The 20,562-nt window shown below is 47.1% G+C and carries 17 protein-coding genes; 10 read left to right on the top strand and 7 right to left on the bottom strand.

The features are described 5' to 3' along the window. Positions 1-22: 22 nt before the first annotated feature. The 3 genes from gltP to nagB all read right to left on the bottom strand — a co-directional run bounded on the left by gltP (position 23) and on the right by nagB (position 4,073). Complete coding sequence (gene gltP, locus P3L57_RS01390; RefSeq protein ID WP_069487440.1) at positions 23-1,267, bottom strand: glutamate-aspartate/proton symporter GltP; 1,245 nt, start codon at positions 1,265-1,267, stop codon at positions 23-25. Between the two features lie 139 nt (positions 1,268-1,406). Then, a complete protein-coding gene (gene ptsG, locus P3L57_RS01395; RefSeq protein ID WP_069487441.1) occupies positions 1,407-3,302 on the bottom strand; it encodes a glucose-specific PTS transporter subunit IIBC in 1,896 nt (631 codons plus the stop codon). Positions 3,303-3,323: 21 nt separating this feature from the next. Next, a complete protein-coding gene (gene nagB, locus P3L57_RS01400) occupies positions 3,324-4,073 on the bottom strand; it encodes a glucosamine-6-phosphate deaminase (protein ID WP_069487442.1) in 750 nt (249 codons plus the stop codon). 217 nt (positions 4,074-4,290) lie between these two features. Between nagB and gamR the strand changes: the two genes are divergently transcribed. From gamR to P3L57_RS01415, 3 genes are all read left to right on the top strand, one after another. Continuing rightward, positions 4,291-4,998 (top strand): transcriptional regulator GamR, encoded by a 708-nt coding sequence (gene gamR, locus P3L57_RS01405; RefSeq protein WP_044162108.1) that lies wholly within the window; start codon positions 4,291-4,293, stop codon positions 4,996-4,998. 61 nt (positions 4,999-5,059) lie between these two features. After that, a complete protein-coding gene (locus P3L57_RS01410) occupies positions 5,060-5,335 on the top strand; it encodes a DUF1648 domain-containing protein (protein ID WP_069487443.1) in 276 nt (91 codons plus the stop codon). 235 nt (positions 5,336-5,570) lie between these two features. Beyond that, positions 5,571-6,638: a branched-chain amino acid aminotransferase gene (locus tag P3L57_RS01415; RefSeq protein ID WP_059334412.1), complete on the top strand. Its 1,068-nt coding sequence runs from the start codon at positions 5,571-5,573 to the stop codon at positions 6,636-6,638. Positions 6,639-6,673: 35 nt separating this feature from the next. Here P3L57_RS01415 and mmuP read toward each other — a convergent pair whose 3' ends face one another. From mmuP to P3L57_RS01435, 4 genes are all read right to left on the bottom strand, one after another. Further along, positions 6,674-8,086: an S-methylmethionine permease gene (gene mmuP / locus P3L57_RS01420; protein ID WP_044162105.1), complete on the bottom strand. Its 1,413-nt coding sequence runs from the start codon at positions 8,084-8,086 to the stop codon at positions 6,674-6,676. 122 nt (positions 8,087-8,208) lie between these two features. Then, on the bottom strand, positions 8,209-9,156 hold the full coding sequence (gene mmuM / locus P3L57_RS01425) for a homocysteine S-methyltransferase (RefSeq protein WP_059292105.1): 948 nt from the start codon (positions 9,154-9,156) through the stop codon (positions 8,209-8,211). Between the two features lie 127 nt (positions 9,157-9,283). Continuing rightward, complete coding sequence (locus tag P3L57_RS01430; protein WP_044162103.1) at positions 9,284-10,720, bottom strand: alanine/glycine:cation symporter family protein; 1,437 nt, start codon at positions 10,718-10,720, stop codon at positions 9,284-9,286. A 21-nt stretch (positions 10,721-10,741) separates the two neighbouring features. Continuing rightward, entirely contained in the window at positions 10,742-11,725 is a 984-nt protein-coding gene (locus tag P3L57_RS01435; protein ID WP_024120081.1) for a glutaminase, read from the bottom strand. 301 nt (positions 11,726-12,026) lie between these two features. On the opposite strand from P3L57_RS01435, the gene glnK reads away from it, so the two are divergent. From glnK to P3L57_RS01470, 7 genes are all read left to right on the top strand, one after another. Further along, entirely contained in the window at positions 12,027-13,259 is a 1,233-nt protein-coding gene (gene glnK, locus P3L57_RS01440; RefSeq protein WP_069487573.1) for a two-component system sensor histidine kinase GlnK, read from the top strand. A 9-nt stretch (positions 13,260-13,268) separates the two neighbouring features. Next, positions 13,269-14,213: a glutamine utilization two-component system response regulator GlnL gene (gene glnL / locus P3L57_RS01445; RefSeq protein WP_044162101.1), complete on the top strand. Its 945-nt coding sequence runs from the start codon at positions 13,269-13,271 to the stop codon at positions 14,211-14,213. Positions 14,214-14,427: 214 nt separating this feature from the next. Next, positions 14,428-15,354, top strand: a complete 927-nt coding sequence (gene kdgD, locus P3L57_RS01450) for a 5-dehydro-4-deoxyglucarate dehydratase (protein ID WP_069487444.1) — start codon at positions 14,428-14,430, stop codon at positions 15,352-15,354. A 32-nt stretch (positions 15,355-15,386) separates the two neighbouring features. Continuing rightward, positions 15,387-16,853 (top strand): alpha-ketoglutaric semialdehyde dehydrogenase GucD, encoded by a 1,467-nt coding sequence (gene gucD, locus P3L57_RS01455; protein ID WP_069487574.1) that lies wholly within the window; start codon positions 15,387-15,389, stop codon positions 16,851-16,853. Positions 16,854-16,939: 86 nt separating this feature from the next. After that, a complete protein-coding gene (gene gudP, locus P3L57_RS01460) occupies positions 16,940-18,307 on the top strand; it encodes a glucarate transporter GudP (RefSeq protein WP_044162095.1) in 1,368 nt (455 codons plus the stop codon). Positions 18,308-18,343: 36 nt separating this feature from the next. Next, complete coding sequence (gene gudD / locus P3L57_RS01465; RefSeq protein ID WP_069487445.1) at positions 18,344-19,711, top strand: glucarate dehydratase; 1,368 nt, start codon at positions 18,344-18,346, stop codon at positions 19,709-19,711. Between the two features lie 69 nt (positions 19,712-19,780). Next, a complete protein-coding gene (locus tag P3L57_RS01470; protein WP_277617487.1) occupies positions 19,781-20,482 on the top strand; it encodes a FadR/GntR family transcriptional regulator in 702 nt (233 codons plus the stop codon). Positions 20,483-20,562: the final 80 nt, after the last annotated feature.

A 20,562-nucleotide genomic window follows, 5' to 3' on the forward strand; every position in this document is an offset into this window, starting at 1 on the left:
CATGCAGAGAGGTGTTCTTTTTTTACATGCTTTCCGTTTGTCCGTTTGCGGCGGCCCATTCTTTTTGGCGGAAGGCCTTTTCCCATTTAGAAACCACGATGCAGGCGACCGCGTGTCCCGGTACATTCACACCTGTTCGGGCCATATCCATGATGCGGTCCACGCCTGCAATAATGGCGACGCCCTCGGCAGGCAGCCCCACAGCGTTTGCAGTCGCCAAAAGAACGACAAGGGAGCCCGACGGAACAGCGGCGATGCCTTTGCTGGTCATGACAAGCACAAGCATCATGAGAAGCTGCTGTGACAGCGTCAAGTCTACATTGAAGGCCTGTGCCAAGAAAATACAGGAAACTGATAAGTATAGGCTTGATCCGTCACAATTCAGCGATAAGCCGGAGGGAACGACAAATGATACCACCCGCTTCGGACAGCCGTATTTCTCCATTCGATCCATAAGCTGAGGAAGAACGGTTTCGGTGCTGGTTGTAGAAAACGCAATCAGAAACAGATCCCATATCATTTTCAGCACTTCAAAATACTTAATGTGAAAGATGAGACCAACAAGCGGAAAGAGGACAAAGAGGATCAGAAACAGACCAAGAAAAACAGTACCGACCAATTTAAACATGGGGAGGAGGAGTTCGATGCCATATTGGCCTACAGAGGCAGCCATCAGGGCAAGCACGCCGATGGGAGCGGTCACCATGACGATTTGCGTCAGTTTAAACATAATCTGAGCGACCGATTCAAAAAAATTCATCACTGGTTCAGAGGCTTTGCCGATGCCAGCGGCGGCGACACCGAATAAAATCGCAAAGAAAATGACAGCGAGTAAATCGTTTCTGGCCATGACATCAATGATGTTTGTCGGGATAATATCAAGGATCATTTGTTTGATATCCACGACTTTCTCTGTATAGCCGGAAAGTTCATGAATATCTTTTTTCGCTAAGTGAGAAAGATCCAGCCCGACGCCCGGTTTTAAGACATTTGCCAATAAAAGTCCCAGGCCCAGCACCAAAGTGGTGATCACTTCAAACCAGATAATGGTCTTTACGCCGAGGCTGCCCATCTTTTTCATACTTCCGCTTCCAGCAGCTCCGATGACAATGGTAGAAAATACAATCGGCACGACAATCATTTTAATCAAGCGGATAAATCCGTCACCGACAGGCCTGAGCGCCATTCCGAAATCAGGAAAAAAGTGGCCGATTACTGCGCCGATAGCCAATGCGATTAAAATTTGAAACGCGATAAATTTTTTCAAATGAATCCCCCTTTAGAATGATATGATGAGGCTTATTCATACCATTCGTGAATCAAATGCAAACCCCTTTTTAAAAAATTTATTTTGATAGCGCTTTCATTATGTTGGATAAAAAGTCCCCCGCGTCAGGGGGACTTTTTTACTTCATGTTCATACGGTTCATTTGTTCCTCAGATACATTTATGAAAATAATAGGCGTTATGGCGGAAGCGGCATGCTGCTTAATGTAATTCAGATCAAAGGTTAGAAGCAGTTCGCCTTGTTTGACGGTTCGGCCGCTCGTGACATGAGCTTCAAAGCCTTCTCCGTTCAGCTTCACCGTATCAATGCCGACATGAATCAACATTTCCGTGCCGCCAGCGCTTGTAAAGCCAATGGCGTGCTTTGTCGGAAATATCGATACAATCTCGCCGTCAGCGGGGGCAACGACTTTTCCTTCTGTTGGATCAATCGCAAAACCCTCACCCATCATTTTTTCAGAAAATACTTGGTCAGGCACGTCGGATAGGGAGAGTTTTTCTCCTTGTATCGGATAGATAAAAGACTCTTCGGCAGGAGGCTCCTTCTGGATCTTGGCTTCAGCATCAAGCGCCGCGGCGGCAGCCGGGACACCTCCAGCTATAATCGTTTTGATATCATCTTTTAAAGCATCTGACTTTGTGCCGAAAATCGCTTGGAAGTTGTTGTTGACTTCTAACACACCTACCGCCCCAAGCTGCTTTAGTTCGTCTTTGTTTACTTGGCTTGGCTGATGAACGGTGACACGCAGCCTTGTAATACATGCATCGAGGTTGGCGATATTTTGCTGGCCGCCCAGCGCCTGCAATACGTGGAAGGCGAGCTGGTCTTTTGAAACAGGGGATTTGGCTTCACTTTGATCATCTTCATCTGCTTCACGGCCGGGTGTTTTCAGATTCCATTTCAAAATCGCATAACGGAACAAATAGTAATAAATAAAGGCGAAGACGATCCCGACAGGAATGACGACCCAGCCGTTTGTCGAAAGCCCGTAATTCAGCACATAGTCAATTCCGCCGCCGGAGAAGGTGTAGCCGTGACGGACATGGAACAGATCACACACGACAAAGATAACGCCGGCAAGAATAGAGTTTATTAAATAAAGTACAGGCGCGACGAACAAGAAAGCAAATTCAACTGGCTCTGTAATTCCAGTGAGCATAGACGTAAGCGCTGCTGAAATCATGACGCCGGAAATCATTTTCTTTTTTTCAGGCCGCGCGGTATGGATGATGGCAAGCGCGATTGCCGGCAGACAGAAAATCATGTAAGGGAAATCGCCCATCATAAAACGTCCCGCAGTCGGGTCTCCGGCGAAAAACCTTGTCAGATCGCCGGTTACGGTATTGCCTGTTGATGGATCTGTGTATTCGCCCATCATAAAATAGAAAGGTGTATAAAAAATATGATGCAGTCCAAAAGGAATCAGTAAGCGATAGATTGTCGCATAAAAGAACAGGCCGACCGTTGAATCGGCAATTAAGCTGCTGGCGGCGTTTATTCCGTTTTGAATTAGCGGCCAAACAAATGAGAAAATAACGCCGATGACCAATGAGCTGACCGAAGTAATAATCGGGACAAATCGTTTTCCTGAGAAAAATCCAAGGACGGGATGCAGCTCTATTGATGAAAAACGCTTGTACAAATATGCGGCAAGCAGCCCGATGATAATGCCGCCGAATACCCCCATATCAATCAGATGCTCGGCCCCTTCATAAGGAGGCTGAAGGCCGAGTAATTTTCCCATGTTATCCAGGGTGACGGTTAAAATCAAGTATCCGATGACAGCGGCAAGTCCGGCCACTCCTTCGCCGCCAGCTAAACCAATCGCGACACCTACGGCAAAAATCAGCGGCAGGTTATCAAATACAACGCCGCCCGCATCCTTTATAATAGGAATGTTAAGTAAATCCTTGTCACCGAAACGGAGCAGCAGACCGGCTGCCGGCAGGACGGCAACCGGAGTCATCAAAGCGCGGCCGAGCTGCTGCAGAATTTGAAACGCCTTTTTAAACATAACAGTCTCCTTCTATTTGTTTTATAAGTATGATAAGTTTTTCAGTTTTTGAGCTGCTTTATGATCGGCGATAACGGTTACATGATTGTGTTTTTGAAGAATTGAGGCCGGTACGTCCGGCGTCACAGGGCCTTCAGCCATTTTTTGGATCGCGTCCGCTTTTTCCTCGCCATTTGCTAATAACACAATGTGTTTACTGAATTCCATGATCGTTTTGATGCCCATTGAAACGGCAAGCCTCGGCACAAGTACAGGGTCGCCGCCGAAAAATCTGGCATTTGCCTGTATCGTGCTTTCGGACAGCCTGACGATTCGTGTCCGGTCCTCAAAATCAGAGCCGGGTTCATTAAAGCCAATATGGCCATTCGAGCCGATGCCAAGGATTTGCACATCGATGCCTCCCGCCTGGCGGATAAGTTCCTCATACACTTTGCACTCAGCCTCAAGCTGGGGATTGTCTCCTTGCGGGATATGAATATGGTCAGGCTGAACATTGATATGCTGAAAAAGATGTTCGTGCATAAATTTGTTATAACTTTGTGGATGAGATGGAGAGAGGCCTGCGTATTCATCCAAATTAAATGTTATAACCTTTGAAAAATCAATTTCGCCTGCCTGATAGTCTAAAATGAGCTGTTTGTACAAGCCGATCGGCGTGCTGCCGGTAGCCAGGCCAAGAACGGCATCTTTCTTTGCCTGTACATATTCCTTAATTATGTTAGCGCTTAACTTACAGAGATCTTCATAATGATCAGCAACGATAATCTTCATCTGACACCCCCTCAATGAAATAGACAAGCATCATATTTGTTATGATCAATTTATGATATTTGTCATTACGAATTTAGCACCATCCCCATAAAATTGTCAACGTTATTTTCTGAAAATTTGTTACAAAAGGAAGTACAAATCTTTCAAAATAGAAATACAGATGGTATTATGGTTTCATTCAAAAAGATCGGTTTACATACATAATGGGGAGGATGAAATGGCAGCTTTATATTCTGTTATCAAATTTAAAATCATTGAATTAATCAAGTCGGGCAAATATCAGGCGAATGATCAGCTGCCGACAGAGAGCGAGTTTTGCGAGCAATATGATGTCAGCAGAACAACTGTAAGGCTGGCTTTGCAGCAGCTTGAACTTGAAGGATATATTCAGAGAATCCAGGGAAAAGGAACATTTGTATCGGCAGCTAAAATCCAAACGCCGATTCCGCATAAGATTACGAGTTTTGCAGAACAAATGAGAGGGCTGCGTTCTGAGTCAAAAGTGCTTGAACTTGTGGTGATCCCTGCCGATCATTCCATAGCCGAGCTGCTGAAAATGAAAGAGAATGAGCCTGTCAACAAGCTTGTCAGAGTCAGATACGCCGAGGGTGAACCTTTGCAATACCATACCTCATATATACCTTGGAAAGCGGCACCGGGATTGGCGCAGGAAGAGTGCACCGGATCTCTGTTTGAATTATTAAGAACAAAATACAATATTGAAATCAGCAGGGGGACGGAATCGATCGAACCGATTTTAACGGATGAAACGATCAGCGGGCACCTGTTAACCAATGTTGGAGCGCCTGCGTTTTTATCGGAATCCCTCACTTATGACAAAAATGAAGAAGTAGTAGAATATGCACAAATTATTACACGAGGAGACCGAACGAAATTCACCGTAGAACAGTCATATCAATCGTAAAGCAATGGAAGAGAAAGAAAACGCTTTATTGTTTTAGGATGTAATGAGGAGGACTGGTTCTATGTTTCTATTGATGAATGAGAAAGCGGTGTGGGGGTCTGTCATTGCGGCTGTCATACTCTCTATGGTGTTTTATCCTTTTCTTCCGGCAGATATGCCGATTCATTATGATGTAACGAACAGCCCGGATTTGGCGGTCAATAAGCTGGCTGGAACAGCTATTTTGCCGGCCTTGATGATTGTTTTTGCATTGGCGCAGAAGGTCAACTGGCAGTTAGGGATCGCGGTTTATATTCTGCTGATTTGTCATGCTATCATTTTGTATTTAGCAGTTTAACGAAAACAGCCGGAAAAATCTCTGGCTGTTTTTTCTTTAGTTTCACCTTCATCTTACACGAAATGTAGTGTATAATAGCCGAAGACGATAAAGAATATTCTGACATCTATGTTTGAGCCCTCTTATATCAAATGAGAACGGAAAACCGCCTGTAAAAAAAGAAAGGCATTACCGATTTGCAGCTCAAAATTGACAGAAAATTTAAACAAATTAATCTAGAAAGGTGTGCTTATCAGTGAACAAGCTTATTGAACGAGAGAAAATCACATCAAAGAAGGAAAAACCAGACCCATCATCCTTAGGGTTCGGCAAATATTTTACAGATTATATGTTTGTGATGGATTATGAGGAGGAAAAGGGCTGGCATCACCCTAGGCTTACTCCTTATGCACCGATTATGCTCGATCCGTCTTCTTCTGTTTTTCATTACGGCCAGGCTGTCTTTGAAGGCTTGAAGGCATACAGAACTGAAGATGGCAGGGTGCTGCTGTTCAGGCCGGAGCAAAATATCAAAAGGCTGAACAGATCATGTCAGCGAATGAGTATGCCTCCTTTAGACGAAGAGCTGGTGCTGGAGGCACTGACGCAATTGGTCGAGCTGGAAAAAGAGTGGGTCCCGAGGGAAAAGGGAACGTCGCTGTATATTCGTCCGTTTGTTATTGCCACTGAACCGAGTCTTGGTGTGAAGGCGTCAAAAAACTATACATTTATGATTGTGCTTTCGCCTGTTGGCTCTTACTATGGCGATCAGCTGCAGCCGATTAACATCTATGTGGAAGATGAGTTTGTGCGGGCAGTTAATGGCGGAGTCGGAAATGCCAAGACGTCAGGAAATTACGCGGCGAGTCTTCAGGCGCAGCAGAAGGCGAATGAATTAGGCTATGATCAGGTGCTATGGCTGGATGCCATTGAAAAGAAATACGCGGAAGAAGTAGGGAGCATGAATATCTTTTTTGTCATAAATGGAGAAGTTGTTACTCCTGCATTAAGCGGAAGCATTTTGAGCGGGATTACACGAGCTTCTGCTATTGAGCTGATCCGAAGCTGGGGCATCCCGGTCCGGGAAGAAAGGATATCGATCGATGATATTTATGCAGCCTCCGCACGAGGGGAATTGACAGAGGTATTCGGCACAGGTACGGCTGCAGTTGTTACGCCTGTCGGCGAACTCAATATTCATGGAAGAACGGTGATTGTGAACGACAGGGAAATTGGAGAAATCTCAAAAAAGCTGTATCAAACGATAACCGATATTCAGCTTGGAAAAGTGAAAGATCCGTTTCGTTGGACAGTGGAAGTATGAGAATAGAAAAAGAACCTGCCTTGGGGCAGGTTCTTTTATTTTGAATGGGTCATATCAGCGGCCGGACGGCTTTTGCGGGCTTTTGCATAATACACTGCATAGCAGATGGCCATAAACGGCACACCGCAATATAAAGCGATTCTTTGATTCGGGTCAAAGGCAATGCCAATCACGGATGCCAGACATAAAAGAAATGCGGCAATCGGCACAAATGGGTACCAAGGCGTTCGGTATTTCAAATCCGTGACCTTGTTTCCCGCTTCCAGATAACGTTTTCTGAACATGAATTGAGAAGCGGCGATGCCCATCCAAACGACAACGACGGCAAAGCCGGAAATCGACACGAGTATAACGTACACCGTGTCTGGCGCAAATACGCTGGACAGTAATGACAGGATGCCGCCAATCATGCTGAACACCAGCGCGTTTAGCGGGATTCCCTTTGATGTCAGCTTTGCAAATGTTGGGTGAAGCGTCTGTTCTTTTGACAGTGACCAAAGCATACGGGACGAAGCGTAAAGTCCGGAATTAGCGGCTGACAGGATGGCTGTCAGAATGACAAAGTTCATGATGTCAGCTGCGTATGGTACACCGACTCTGTCAAAGACTGCAACGAATGGGCTTTTGATAACGCCCGCTTCTTGAATCGGAATCAGCCCTGAGAGTACAAAAATGGTTCCGATAAAAAAGAGTGAGAGGCGCCAGACCGTTGTTTTAATCGCTTTTGGTATGGTCTTGTCGGGATCGACGCTTTCTCCCGCGGCAATTCCGATCAGCTCAGTTCCCGAGAAGGCAAAGTTGACAGACAGCATGGTCATGAAAATGGGGACAAATCCATTCGGAAAGAGCCCGCCTTCCGCTGTGAAGTTTGACAGCATCGGAGCGGCGCCTCCGTCTTTGATCGGGATGATGCCGAACATAGCGGCGCCGCCTAAAAGAATAAATAATACAATGGCTAATACTTTAATGCTGGAAAACCAAAACTCTGATTCAGCGAAAAACTTGACTGAAAACGCGTTGAGCAAGAAAATCAACAAAGCAAAAACGGCGCTCCACATCCAAACAGACGTATCGGGGAACCAGCGCTGCATTAGCAGGCCTGCCGCTGTGAATTCAGATCCCAATGCAACGGCCCATGTGAGCCAGTACAGCCAGGCGACCGTAAAACCTGTGCCCGGCCCTACGTATGTTGCTGCATAGGTATGAAACGCGCCTGTCACTGGCATGGCTACAGACAATTCGCCAAGGCACAGCATGACCAAATAGACAATTCCCGCGCCGACTAAGTACGCAAGGATGGTTCCGGCAGGGCCTGCTTGCTGAATGGTATAGCCTGAGCTTAAGAACAGACCGGTTCCGATGACGCCTCCTAATGAAAGCATAAAGAGGTGTCTGCTTTTCATACTTCTCTGAAAGTTTGTCTCATTCTTGTTGTGAGCGGATTTCATCTTTTTCCAACTTTCTATGCGGCGATTTTATGGCTTCCTAATAAAAAATCTCATGTCAGCGGGTGACACGAGATTCCGGCAAGCCGGCTTTTAGGTTAGAATATACAAACTATTCCGATAAGTCAAGTGGTTTTTAAAGTCCGGGCCCAGCCGGCGATTTCTTTAATATCCTCCGGTTTTGTCCGGCAGCAGCCGCCAATCAGCTTTGCTCCGTTTTCATACCAGATGCGGGCGCTTTGTCCGTAAGGCTCGCCGCATGCTGCGCCGTTCCACGTTTTGGTGTCCGGATCATATTGTTCGCCTGAATTCGGATAGACGATAATCGGTTTAGAGGTGTTCTTCTTTAGCTCAGCAATCAATGAAGGGATATGCTGAAGCGGGGTGCAGTTGATCCCGACCGCCGCCGCTTGGCTGTGCTGATCAAGCCATGACGCGCATTCAGCGGCAGAGGTTCCGTCACTGATACGCAGACCGTCTTTCGCGCTGAAGCTGAACCACGCATATGTTTCAGGAAATTCCTTCAGCAGACGGACAATTGCTTTTGCCTCAGTAAGACATGGAATCGTTTCACATGCCAAAACATCCGCACCGGCGTCAATCAGGGCTTTCATACGGGGGCGGTGAAATTCAGCCAGCTCATCCTCAGAGATTCCGTAGTTTCCGCGATACTCTGAGCCATCCGCAAGATAGGCGCCATACGGGCCGACAGAGGCCGCAACGATCGGTTTTGGCCGATTCAAGCGGTTATCTTTCTGTGCCCAAAATTCATCACGGGCTTCGGCCGCGATCCTGACGGACATCTGGATAAGCCGGCGGGCTTCCGCTTCGCTGAGCCCGCGTGCGGCAAAGCCTTCAAACGTAGACTGATAGCTGGCGGTGATCGCACAGTCGGCGCCTGCCGCAAAATAATCAGTATGAACTTGTTTAATCAGGTCTGGCTGCTCCATCAGAATTTTTGCCGACCAGAGACTGTCATTCAAGTCGCAGCCTTTGCGCTCAAGCTCGGTTGCCATCGCGCCGTCTAACACGATAAGCGGGTATGTATCTAATAGATGCTGAATTGGATTCATAGGCTGTTCCGATCCTTCTTTCTGATTTTTTGAAAAGATATGAAAATGGTAAAGGACGTCTTGATGTTTGTCAATCAACCGAAAGATAAAAGGTGTTCAGATTCCATTGATCTGAACACCTTCTGCGTTATGATATTTGTTTGTTATGAGGATCAGCAGGCGTTTCTGAAAGCTCCCAGCATTCAATCCGCTCATGATCTTTTATGACATTTTTATAAAAAACGGGATCTTTGCCCGCTTTTTTCTGCCGGGTATAGTCCTTGAGAGCTGCAAAAACCACCTTCGACAATAAGAAAATGGCGATTAAGTTGACGACGACCATCAAGCCCATAAACAAATCGGCCAAATCCCATACTAGCTGCACCTTGGCTACACAGCCAAACACGATCATTGCAAGCACGCCGATGCGGTAAACGAAGATCAGTTTTTTGCTTTTGTTCAAAAAGCCGATATTGGTCTCGCCGTAATAATAGTTGCCGATCAAGGCACAGAATCCGAATAAGAGGATCAGGATGGCGAGAAAGCCTGATGCCCATGGTCCGATATGGGAGCTGAGAGAGGCTTGAGTTAATGCGATTCCGCTCAGTCCCGGTGTATGATAGGCGTCTGAAAACAGGATGATAAAGGCCGTGCTTGTACAAATGACCAGCGTATCAGTAAGCACACCAAATGCCTGGATCAGCCCTTGTTTTACAGGATGGCTTGTCGTCGCGGTGGCAGCGGCATTCGGTGCGCTTCCCATTCCCGCTTCGTTTGAAAAAATCCCCCGTCTGACACCCTGCATTAAAGCTGCTCCCAAAGCGCCGCCGGCCGCCTGGTCAAATCCAAACGCGTTTTTGACAATAAGCGCAAAAACGGCAGGCAGCTGGGTGATGTTTGTGAGAATCACGAAAAAAGCGACTCCAATATACAGGACAGCCAAAACAACAACAATATATTCAGCCAGTTTTGCGATGCGTTTGACTCCGCCAAAGATAATCGTTCCAAACACAGCAATTAAAATGAGTCCAAGTGTCAGGCGGTTTGTGCCGAACGCGTTTTCAAACGCGAGACTGACCGTATTTGATTGAACCGAGTTAAAGACGATACCGAACGACAGCGTGATTAAAACGGCGAACAAGGCGCCCATCCATCTTTTGTTCAGCCCTTTTTCCATATAATAAGCAGGACCGCCGCGGAAACCGTTTGCATCTTTCACCTTATAAATTTGAGCCAGTGTACTTTCGACAAAGCTTGACGCTGACCCGATAATGGCAATAATCCACATCCAGAAAATCGCACCGGGCCCGCCCAGCGCAATCGCAATGGCAATACCCGTAATGTTTCCGGTGCCGACACGGGCTGCCATGCTGATACAAAACGCTTGAAACGGAGAGATGCTGTTTTTCGAGCGGGATGCAGCGCCTTCCTTTAACACCCTGACCATTTCCTTCAGCATGCGAACCTGCAAAAATTTAAGCCTGAACGTAAAATAGATTCCCAAAGAAAGAAGCAATACAATTAATAGCTTTGACCACAAAAAATCATTAGCGAAACCGACGATATGTTCCAGGAATTGCTGCATACAATCACCTCGTTTTTAATTTTAAAAAATGCTGAGTTCCCACTCCTGTGCGATGTGCTTCAGCAGCATGCCCCCAGTCAGGCTGTTGCCGTATTCATCAATGGCAGGCCCGTAAATGCCGATGCCGCATCCGTTTTGGAAAGGCTGCTCTCTTCTGGCGCTTGGAGGAACCAGCGCCATGATGCCGCCGGAGACACCGCTTTTGGCCGGTACCCCGACAAACGCCGCATATTTTCCGGAGGCGTTATACATGCCGCATGTCAGCATTAAAGCCTTGGCGAGCTTTGCCACATCCTTTGGAATCACCTGCTGGCGGTGAATCGGGTGATAACCGTCATGAGCAAGGATCAGGCCGATCAATGCAATGTCTTCTGTCGTGCCTTCCATGGCACATTGCTTCAGGTAAACCTCCAGCGTTTCTTCCACATCGGCTTCTAAAAAGTTTGTCTCTTTTAAGTAGTAGGCCAATGCTCTGTTGCGGTGGGCGGTTTCCCATTCAGACCGGAAAACTTCCTCATGTATTCTGGGACGTTTCCCTATTAAGGTTTCAATGACAGAGTACAGATACTCCAGCCTATCGCGGGCTGTTTCTCCCGGCAGAAGCGAGGCGATTGTAATGGCGCCCGCGTTAATCATAGGGTTAAACGGTTTTCCGGGCTTGTGCATTTCAAGACGGATAATTGAATTAAAGGCGTCACCTGTCGGCTCGACATCGACGCGGTCAAGCACATAAGGAATGCCGCGGCTCATGCACGCAGCGATAAAGCTGATGACTTTTGAAATGCTTTGCAGGGTAAAAGGGACGTTCCAATCGCCGGCATGTATCATTGCTCCATTAGGCTCCAATATACAAATGCCGAGCTGTGAGTCATTGACTTTTCCTAACGCGGGGATATAATTTGCGCTTTGTCCATTGGCGGCAAAGGGGCGGTAATGTTCTACCCATTCATACAGCTGTGACGCCAGATTCTTCTCTTCCGGGCGTTCTTTTATCAGTTCTTTCATCAAATTCCTCCTATCTGTTTTTGCTATTTGGGACTGAGGCGGAGTAGAATCGAAGACAGGTGAGGCGTTAAACGCTTTCATGAATGCGGAAAGGTATCATAACTGTATAATGGAGACTACAGAATCATACAAAATACGACAAAAATTTTTCGAAAATAAGCCGTTGGTTTTATAAAAAGCTTACATACTGGGTCGAAAGAAATTTGCAGGTTTTTTGTCCTTTCCTCAAAATAAAAATGAGGATGTGATTATAATCAAACTGGAACGTTTTTTTGAGAAAGACGCATATATAATGGCGCTCATGCTCGTTACTGTGCCGCTTGCAGGCGAACTGAAATTTTATCCCCTCAATGAAGAGTTCCGAATCAGCTTCGGCGCGCCGGCTTTTTTCTTTTTCTTAGTGCTGCTGCGGCATGTGTCCGCTGTATTGCCGGGGTTTTTGACTGGAACATCGGTTTTCGTATTTCGTGTTTTATTGGAATTATGGGACGGAAGACACGCAGGGCTGATTCCAATCCTGTATGATCAAGCGTCCGGTTTTTTCTTTTACATGACGTTTGCATGTCTGTTTTATGTGTTGCGGGCGAACCGCTATCGTGATCGGCCGGTAATGCTCGGTTTTTATGGATTTATGATTGAAATTGCTTCCGATAGCGTCGAGCTGGCCGTTCAGTTTCTTCTTTTTCATACGGTGGTGACGCCTGAGAAAATAACGGATATCGCGGTTGTTGCGATTTCTCATACATTTATTGTCATCAGCTTTTTTAACGTGCTCAAGCTGTATGAAACGCAGTCCAGAGAAAAGCAGACAAGGCGGCAAAATGAGCACATGCTGATGATTGTGTCGAATTTATATGAAGAAACAGTGCATTTAAAAAAGACGCTGAAAACAACAGAGCACGTGACAAACGAATCCTATCAGCTCTACCGGGAAGTGAAGGGCAAGGACGATCAGCTCGGAGGCAGGATTCTAAGGCTGGCAGGGGAAATTCATGAAGTGAAAAAGGACAACCAGAGGATATATGCCGGGCTTTCGAAACTGATTTCCAATGAAAGTTTTAAAGATTATATGAATGCCTCGGACCTTTTCCGGCTTGTCATTCGAATGAATGAAAAGTACGCTGAATCATTGGGCAAACAGATCAATTTTCATTGTTCAATAGAGGGCGAGCATGACGATTATCATGTATTTATTGTTCTTTCTATCATTAATAATTTGACGGCAAACGCGGTGGAGGCGATGGGGGATGAGGGAACGGTCAGCCTGAGGCTCCGTAAGCCAGATGAGAGTATGATAGAATTTCAGGTGGAAGACAATGGCCCCGGCATTTCGGAGAAAATCGGAGATATTGTGTTTGATCCGGGCTTTACCTCAACGTATGACGAGTTTGGCACGCCCTCAACCGGAATTGGTCTTTCCTACGTCAAGGAAATCGTGACAGAGCTTGAGGGAGACATCAAGTTTCACAACCAGCAGCAAGGAGTGGTCTTTACCATCGGGCTGCCTGCCAGACATTTGATTCAGAAAGGATGAACGGATAATATGCGTTTTTTTATCGCTGATGATGACCGTGCTGTGCGGTCGATTTTAAGGCAGATCATAGAAGATGAGGACCTTGGAGAGGCTGCGGGTGAAGCGGAAGACGGAAGCCAAGTGGAGGGGCATATTTTGCAATTTAAGCAGATTGATATTTTGTTAATCGATTTATTAATGCCCGGGCGGGACGGAATTGAGACCATACGTCGGATCAAGGACTCTTATTCCGGGAAAATCGTTATGATCTCACAAGTGGAAGCTAAAGAAATGGTCGGAGAAGCGTATTCTCTCGGCATTGAATATTTTATTCATAAACCAATTAACCGTATTGAAATTGTGACTGTTCTGCAAAAGGTGAAGGAACGAATCGAGCTTGAAAACTCGATCGGAGATATCCAAAACTCTTTAAGCCGGCTGGTCAGCCGAACTGAACGGAAAGCACGGTCTCAGTATAAAAATGCCAACAGCTTAAAAGAAGCGGGAACATTTTTGCTATCCGAGCTCGGCATGATGGGGGAAGGCGGCGCTCATGATATGATGGCGGTCCTTCAGTATTTAACTGAGCATGAACAATCTGAGCCTTACGAAAAAAATATCCCTTCTTTAAAACAAATCTTCACACAAGTAGCGGAACGAAAGCTTGGAGCTGCGGCATCACAAACGGAAATCAACCGCGAAATGAAAGCCTCGGAACAGCGAATCCGCAGAGCCATTATTCATTCGCTTGACCATTTTGCCTCATTGGGCACAACTGATTTTTCGAATCCTAAATTCGAAACCTACGCATCAAAATTCTTTGATTTTCCGGTCGTCAGCCAAAAAATGAAAGAAATTCAATCCAAAGAGGCAAAACCCCTCGCACCTGCCAGAGTGAATATGAAAAAATTTATCCACGTATTTTTTTTGGAAGCAAAGCTTTTGAACGAAACGATGAAAGAAAGAAGTATGTGAAAAAACAGCCGGCTAGCAACGGCTGTTTTTTTTATGCGGAAAAACGGGGGCTTTCAGCGTTTTTATGAAAAGTCTGAAAATAAAGTTATTGACTTATTGTTTATTTGTCTTACAATTAAACAAAAAGATATGTTGAAAGGAGAGGATATGCAACCACATGATTTTAAAGCGCTTTCAAATGAGCTGTTTACACAAATGACAGGAGGTTTTGTACATGAGCCGTATAAGAAAAGCACCTGAAGGGATTTTAGGGTTTCCGGTTGCGCCTTTTAATACACAAGGAAAGCTGGAGGAAGAAGCTCTGTTTCAAAATATCGAGTTTTTGCTCGAAGAAGGCTTGGAATCGATTTTTATCGCCTGCGGGTCAGGGGAATTTCAGTCCCTTAGCCAGAAAGAATACGAAAACATGGTCGAAGTCGCAGTTTCGGCTGCGGGAGGAAAGGTCCCGGTCTATACGGGAGTGGGCGGCAACCTCAGCACCGCGCTTGATTGGGCGCGTATATCGGAGAAAAAAGGCGCTGACGGCTATTTGATCCTTCCTCCGTATTTGGTGCATGGCGAACAGGAGGGGCTGTATCAGTACGCCAAAACGATTATTGAAAGTACGGACTTGAATGCCATTCTGTATCAGCGCGACAACGCCGTATTTTCTCTTGAACAGATCAAACGGCTGACGGAGCTTGAACAGCTTGTTGGTGTGAAAGACGGGGTGGGGAACATGGATTTGAATATCAACCTCGCCTATACAATCGGTGACCGCTTGGGGTGGCTTAACGGAATGCCGATGGCTGAAGTGACGATGCCGTCCTACCTGCCAATCGGTTTTCACTCTTATTCTTCAGCCATTTCGAATTATATTCCGCATATTTCCCGGATGTTCTATGAAGCTTTGAAAAACGGAAACAACGATGCAGTGAAGGAACTCTATCAGCATGTCATTCTGCCGATCAACGATATCCGGAAGCAGCGGAAAGGGTATGCGGTGTCCTTGATCAAAGCCGGCATGGAGATTATGGGGATGAATGTGAGAAATACAGCCAGACCGCCTGTCGGACCGGTTGAAAAAGAACACTATCAGCAATTGGAAGCCATTTTGAAGCAAGCGGCGGATCGTTTCCCGAAGAAGGCCGCGACGGTTTGACAAACATAAAAAGCATGAAAGGGGCAATGGGCATGTCTGTAATCACGGAAAAAAACACATATCTCAATTTTATTAATGGAGAGTGGGTCAAAGCTCAATCAGGCGATATGATCAAGTCGGAAAATCCTGCGGATGTGAACGACATCGTCGGCTATGTGCAGAGTTCAACAGCTGATGATGTGGACCGGGCCGTCGCCGCCGCTTATGAGGCAAAAACGGGATGGAGAAAGCTGACGGGTGCAGAACGGGGCCAATTACTGTACAAAACAGCTGATATCATGGAACGGCGCTTAGAGGACATCGCCGCATGTGCGACGCGTGAAATGGGAAAAACCCTGCCGGAAGCAAAAGGAGAAACCGCTCGCGGCATTGCGATTCTTCGCTACTACGCCGGCGAGGGCATGCGCAAAACAGGCGATGTTATCCCGTCTACTGACAAAGACGCACTGATGTTTACAACCCGTGTCCCGCTCGGTGTCGTCGGCGTGATTTCGCCGTGGAACTTCCCGGTAGCGATCCCGATTTGGAAAATGGCGCCGGCACTGGTGTACGGCAATACTGTTGTCATCAAACCCGCAACAGAAACTGCCGTTACATGTGCGAAGATCATCGCTTGTTTTGAAGAAGCGGGACTTCCGGCGGGAGTCATCAATTTGGTGACTGGCCAAGGGTCAGTTGTCGGCCAAGGTATTGCCGAACATGACGGGGTCAATGCCATTACGTTCACGGGTTCGAATCAAGTCGGGAAAATCATCGGGCAGGCCGCTTTAGCGAGAGGCGCCAAATATCAGCTTGAAATGGGCGGGAAAAACCCGGTGATCGTAGCGGACGATGCTGATCTTGAAGCGGCAGCGGAAGCTGTGGTGACAGGCGCTTTCCGTTCAACGGGCCAGAAGTGCACCGCAACAAGCCGTGTCATTGTCCAAGGCGGAATTTACGACCGCTTTAAAGAAAAACTGCTGCAGCGCACAAAGGAGATCACGATCGGAGACAGCTTGAACGAAAACGTTTGGATGGGACCGATCGCAAGCAAAAATCAGCTTGATAACTGTCTATCGTATATTGAAAAAGGCAAGCAGGAAGGCGCTTCTCTTTTGATCGGAGGAGAAAAGCTGGAGGATGGAAAGTATCAAAACGGATATTATGTGCAGCCTGCCATTTTTGACAACGTGACATCTGACATGAAGATTGCCCAGGAGGAAATTTTCGGGCCGGTCATCGCTCTGTTAAAGGTGGACACGATGGAGGAGGCTTTAGACCTCGCCAATGATGTGAAGTTCGGATTAAGTGCATCTATTTTTACGCAAAACATCGGCCGTATGCTTTCATTCGTTGATGAGATTGAAGCCGGGCTTGTCAGGATCAACGCGGAAAGCGCAGGGGTTGAGCTTCAGGCGCCATTTGGCGGCATGAAGCAATCAAGCTCCCACTCCCGCGAACAGGGTGAGGCCGCGAAGGACTTCTTCACGGCGATCAAAACCGTATTTGTGAAGCAGTAAAGGTGCTGGAAAGAGGCGCTTGTCTCTTTCCAAGCCTTATCACCAGTCAGCATATGATTCTCTACTTTGACAAAGGAGAAGATATTATGAAAAAAGACCATGCGAATGTTTCGCCGGCGGGCAAAAAAACCTCTGTACGCTGGTTCATCGTATTTATGCTGTTTCTTGTGACGTCTATTAACTACGCAGATCGCGCGACGCTTTCGATTACGGGTGATTCCGTCCAGCATGACCTTGGACTGGATTCGGTTGCCATGGGGTATGTGTTTTCTGCATTCGGCTGGGCCTATGTCATCGGACAGCTTCCCGGAGGCTGGCTGCTGGATCGGTTTGGCTCAAAAACGGTTATTGCGTTAAGCATCTTTTTCTGGTCATTTTTTACGCTGCTGCAAGGGGCGATTGGATTTTTTACCGCTGGCACAGCGATTATCCTGCTGTTTACGCTGCGCTTTTTAGTCGGGCTTTCTGAGGCGCCTTCATTTCCCGGAAACGGCAGAGTGGTGGCTTCCTGGTTCCCGAGCTCCGAACGCGGTACAGCTTCAGCCTTTTTTAACTCAGCTCAATACTTCGCAATCGTCATTTTTTCTCCTTTAATGGGCTGGCTCACCCACTCTTTTGGCTGGCATTCCGTCTTCGTAGTGATGGGGGCCGCGGGAATCCTACTGGCTTTTATCTGGTTAAAAACGGTATATGAACCGAAAAAACATCCGAAGGTCAACAAAGCCGAGCTTGCGTACATTGAAGAAGGCGGCGGGCTGATTTCAATGGATGACAGTCAAAGCAAGCAGGAAAAAGAATCAAAATGGCCGTATATCAAACAGTTATTAACCAACCGCATGCTGATTGGCGTGTACATCGCGCAATACTGCATTACGACTCTCACCTATTTCTTTCTCACATGGTTTCCGGTATATTTGGTTCAGGCCCGCGGAATGTCCATTCTTGAAGCGGGATTTGTGGCTTCCCTCCCGGCGCTGTGCGGATTTGCGGGCGGCGTGCTTGGAGGCATCGTGTCTGATTTTTTACTGAAAAAAGGCCGTTCTCTCACCTTCGCGAGAAAAGGACCGATCATTGTCGGCATGCTGCTGTCTTGCAGCATGATTATCTGCAACTATACAGATTCAGCGTGGCTTGTCGTTGTAATCATGTCACTCGCGTTCTTCGGAAAAGGATTTGGCGCCTTGGGCTGGGCTGTCGTGTCGGACACGTCGCCAAAAGAGTGTGCGGGATTAAGCGGCGGTTTGTTCAACACATTCGGAAACATCGCCTCGATTACGACTCCGATTATGATCGGCTACATCGTGAATGCCACAGGATCTTTTAATGGCGCGCTCGTTTTTGTCGGCGCTAATGCGATTGCAGCAGTCCTCAGCTATTTGCTGCTGGTCGGACCGATCAAACGGGTCGTATTAAAGAAACAAGAGAAAGACCCCGATCAATCACTGCCTGTCTAATACTTATGAAAGCGCTTTATCAAAGGAGGATGACAGATGAGTTCACCAATACAGGAACAGGTTCAAAAAGAAAAAAGATCGAATATTCCATCAATTACTGAAGTGAGAGTCATTCCAGTCGCGGGGCATGACAGTATGCTGCTGAATTTAAGCGGTGCCCACAGCCCGTTTTTTACCCGAAATCTTGTCGTCTTAACGGACAGCAGCGGGAATCAGGGTGTCGGCGAGGTGCCGGGCGGGGAAGCGATCCGCCGCACACTGGAGCTTGCAGAGCCGCTTGTTGTCGGAAAATCGATCGGCGCGTTCCAGTCGATTTTGCAAACAGTCAGAAAGCAGTTTGCGGACCAGGATAGGGGAGGCCGCGGTATCCAGACATTTGATTTGCGTACTGCGGTGCATGTGGTCACAGCCTTGGAAGCCGCTTTGTTGGATGTGCTCGGCAAATTTCTCAATGAACCGGTTGCGGCTTTGCTTGGAGAAGGACAGCAGCGGGATGAAGTCAAGATGCTCGGTTATCTATTTTACATTGGTGACCGAAAGCGGACGACATTGCCGTATCAAAGCAATCAGCAGTCAGATTGCGACTGGTTCCGCCTCCGCCATGAGGAAGCGCTGACTCCTGAGGCCGTTGTACGTCTGGCAGAAGCGGCACAAGAGCGCTACGGCTTCCAAGATTTCAAGCTGAAAGGCGGCGTATTGCGGGGCGAGGAAGAAATGGAAGCCGTCACCGCGTTATCAAAACGTTTTCCTGAGGCGAGAATTACCCTTGATCCGAACGGGGCTTGGCCGCTAGAAGAAGCTGTTACATTATGCAGAGGAAAGCAGGATGTACTTGCTTATGCCGAAGATCCGTGTGGGGCGGAAAACGGTTATTCCGCACGTGAAGTGATGGCTGAGTTCCGCCGCGCGACAGGCCTGCCGACCGCGACAAATATGATTGCGACTGACTGGCGGGAAATGGGGCACGCGATTCAGCTTCATGCGGTCGATATTCCGCTGGCTGATCCCCATTTCTGGACGATGCAGGGTTCGGTGCGGGTTGCACAGATGTGCCATGATTGGGGGCTGACGTGGGGCTCGCACTCCAATAATCATTTTGACATCTCCCTTGCCATGTTTACCCATGTGGCGGCCGCAGCTCCGGGACGCATCACGGCGATTGATACCCATTGGATCTGGCAGGACGGACAGCGTTTAACCAAACAGCCTTTAGAAATTGCTGATGGCTGTGTGAAGGTGCCTGATAAGCCTGGGCTTGGCATCGAAATTGATATGGAACAAGTGGAAAAAGCGCATGATCTCTATCGAAAAATGAATGTAGGCGCACGGAACGATGCAATCCCTATGCAGTTTCTGATCAGCAATTGGGAGTTTGACCGCAAGCGCCCGTGTCTGGTGCGATAAGTTTTATTCTAAATATTGTCATAATGAATATTTTGTCTTACAATTGAACAACTGAAGGGAGAGTTGTTCGTGTACGAAGGTTTAGAAGATCTGAAGGTGGATACAGTCAATCGGAAAACATTAGCCAAGCAGGTCATTGAACGGATTGTCCATTTACTGTCAAGCGGACAATTAAAGGCCGGAGACAAATTGCCGACAGAAATGGAGCTAATGAATATCTTACATGTCAGCAGACCGGTGCTTCGCGAAGCGCTTAGCTCACTAGAGACGCTGGGCGTTATCACGAGAAAAACCCGCGGCGGCACATATTTCAATGACAAAATCGGGATGCAGCCTTTTTCCGTTATGCTTGCTTTGGCGACTGATAATCTTCCGGCCATTATTGAAGCGCGGATGGCGTTAGAACTCGGGCTGGTGACGATTGCCGCGGAAAAGATAAATGAAGATGAGCTTAAGCGTTTACAGAAAACAATCGACGACATTGCCAGCAGCACTGACAACAATTATGGAGAAGCAGATAAAGAATTTCACCGAATTATTGCATTAAGCGCTAATAATCCCGTTGTTGAAGGAATGATTCAATCTCTGCTGATCACGCATGCGAAAATCGACAGCCAGATTCCGTACAGGGAAAGGGATGTTACGGTTGAATACCACAAAAAAATCTACGACGCCCTTGCCAAAAGAGATCCTTACCAGGCTCATTACCACATGTATGAGCATTTGAAATTTGTTCGTGACAAAATTTTGAATGGGATAGACGAAACATAATTGTTATGACAGCCGCAGTTTGGAATCGGGATTTGCGGCTTTTTTCAAACCAAAATCAGAAAGCGTTTACAATGTTGAGG

The sequence above is a fragment of the Bacillus sp. B28 genome, assembly GCF_029536185.1.
Lineage (GTDB): Bacteria > Bacillota > Bacilli > Bacillales > Bacillaceae > Bacillus > Bacillus halotolerans.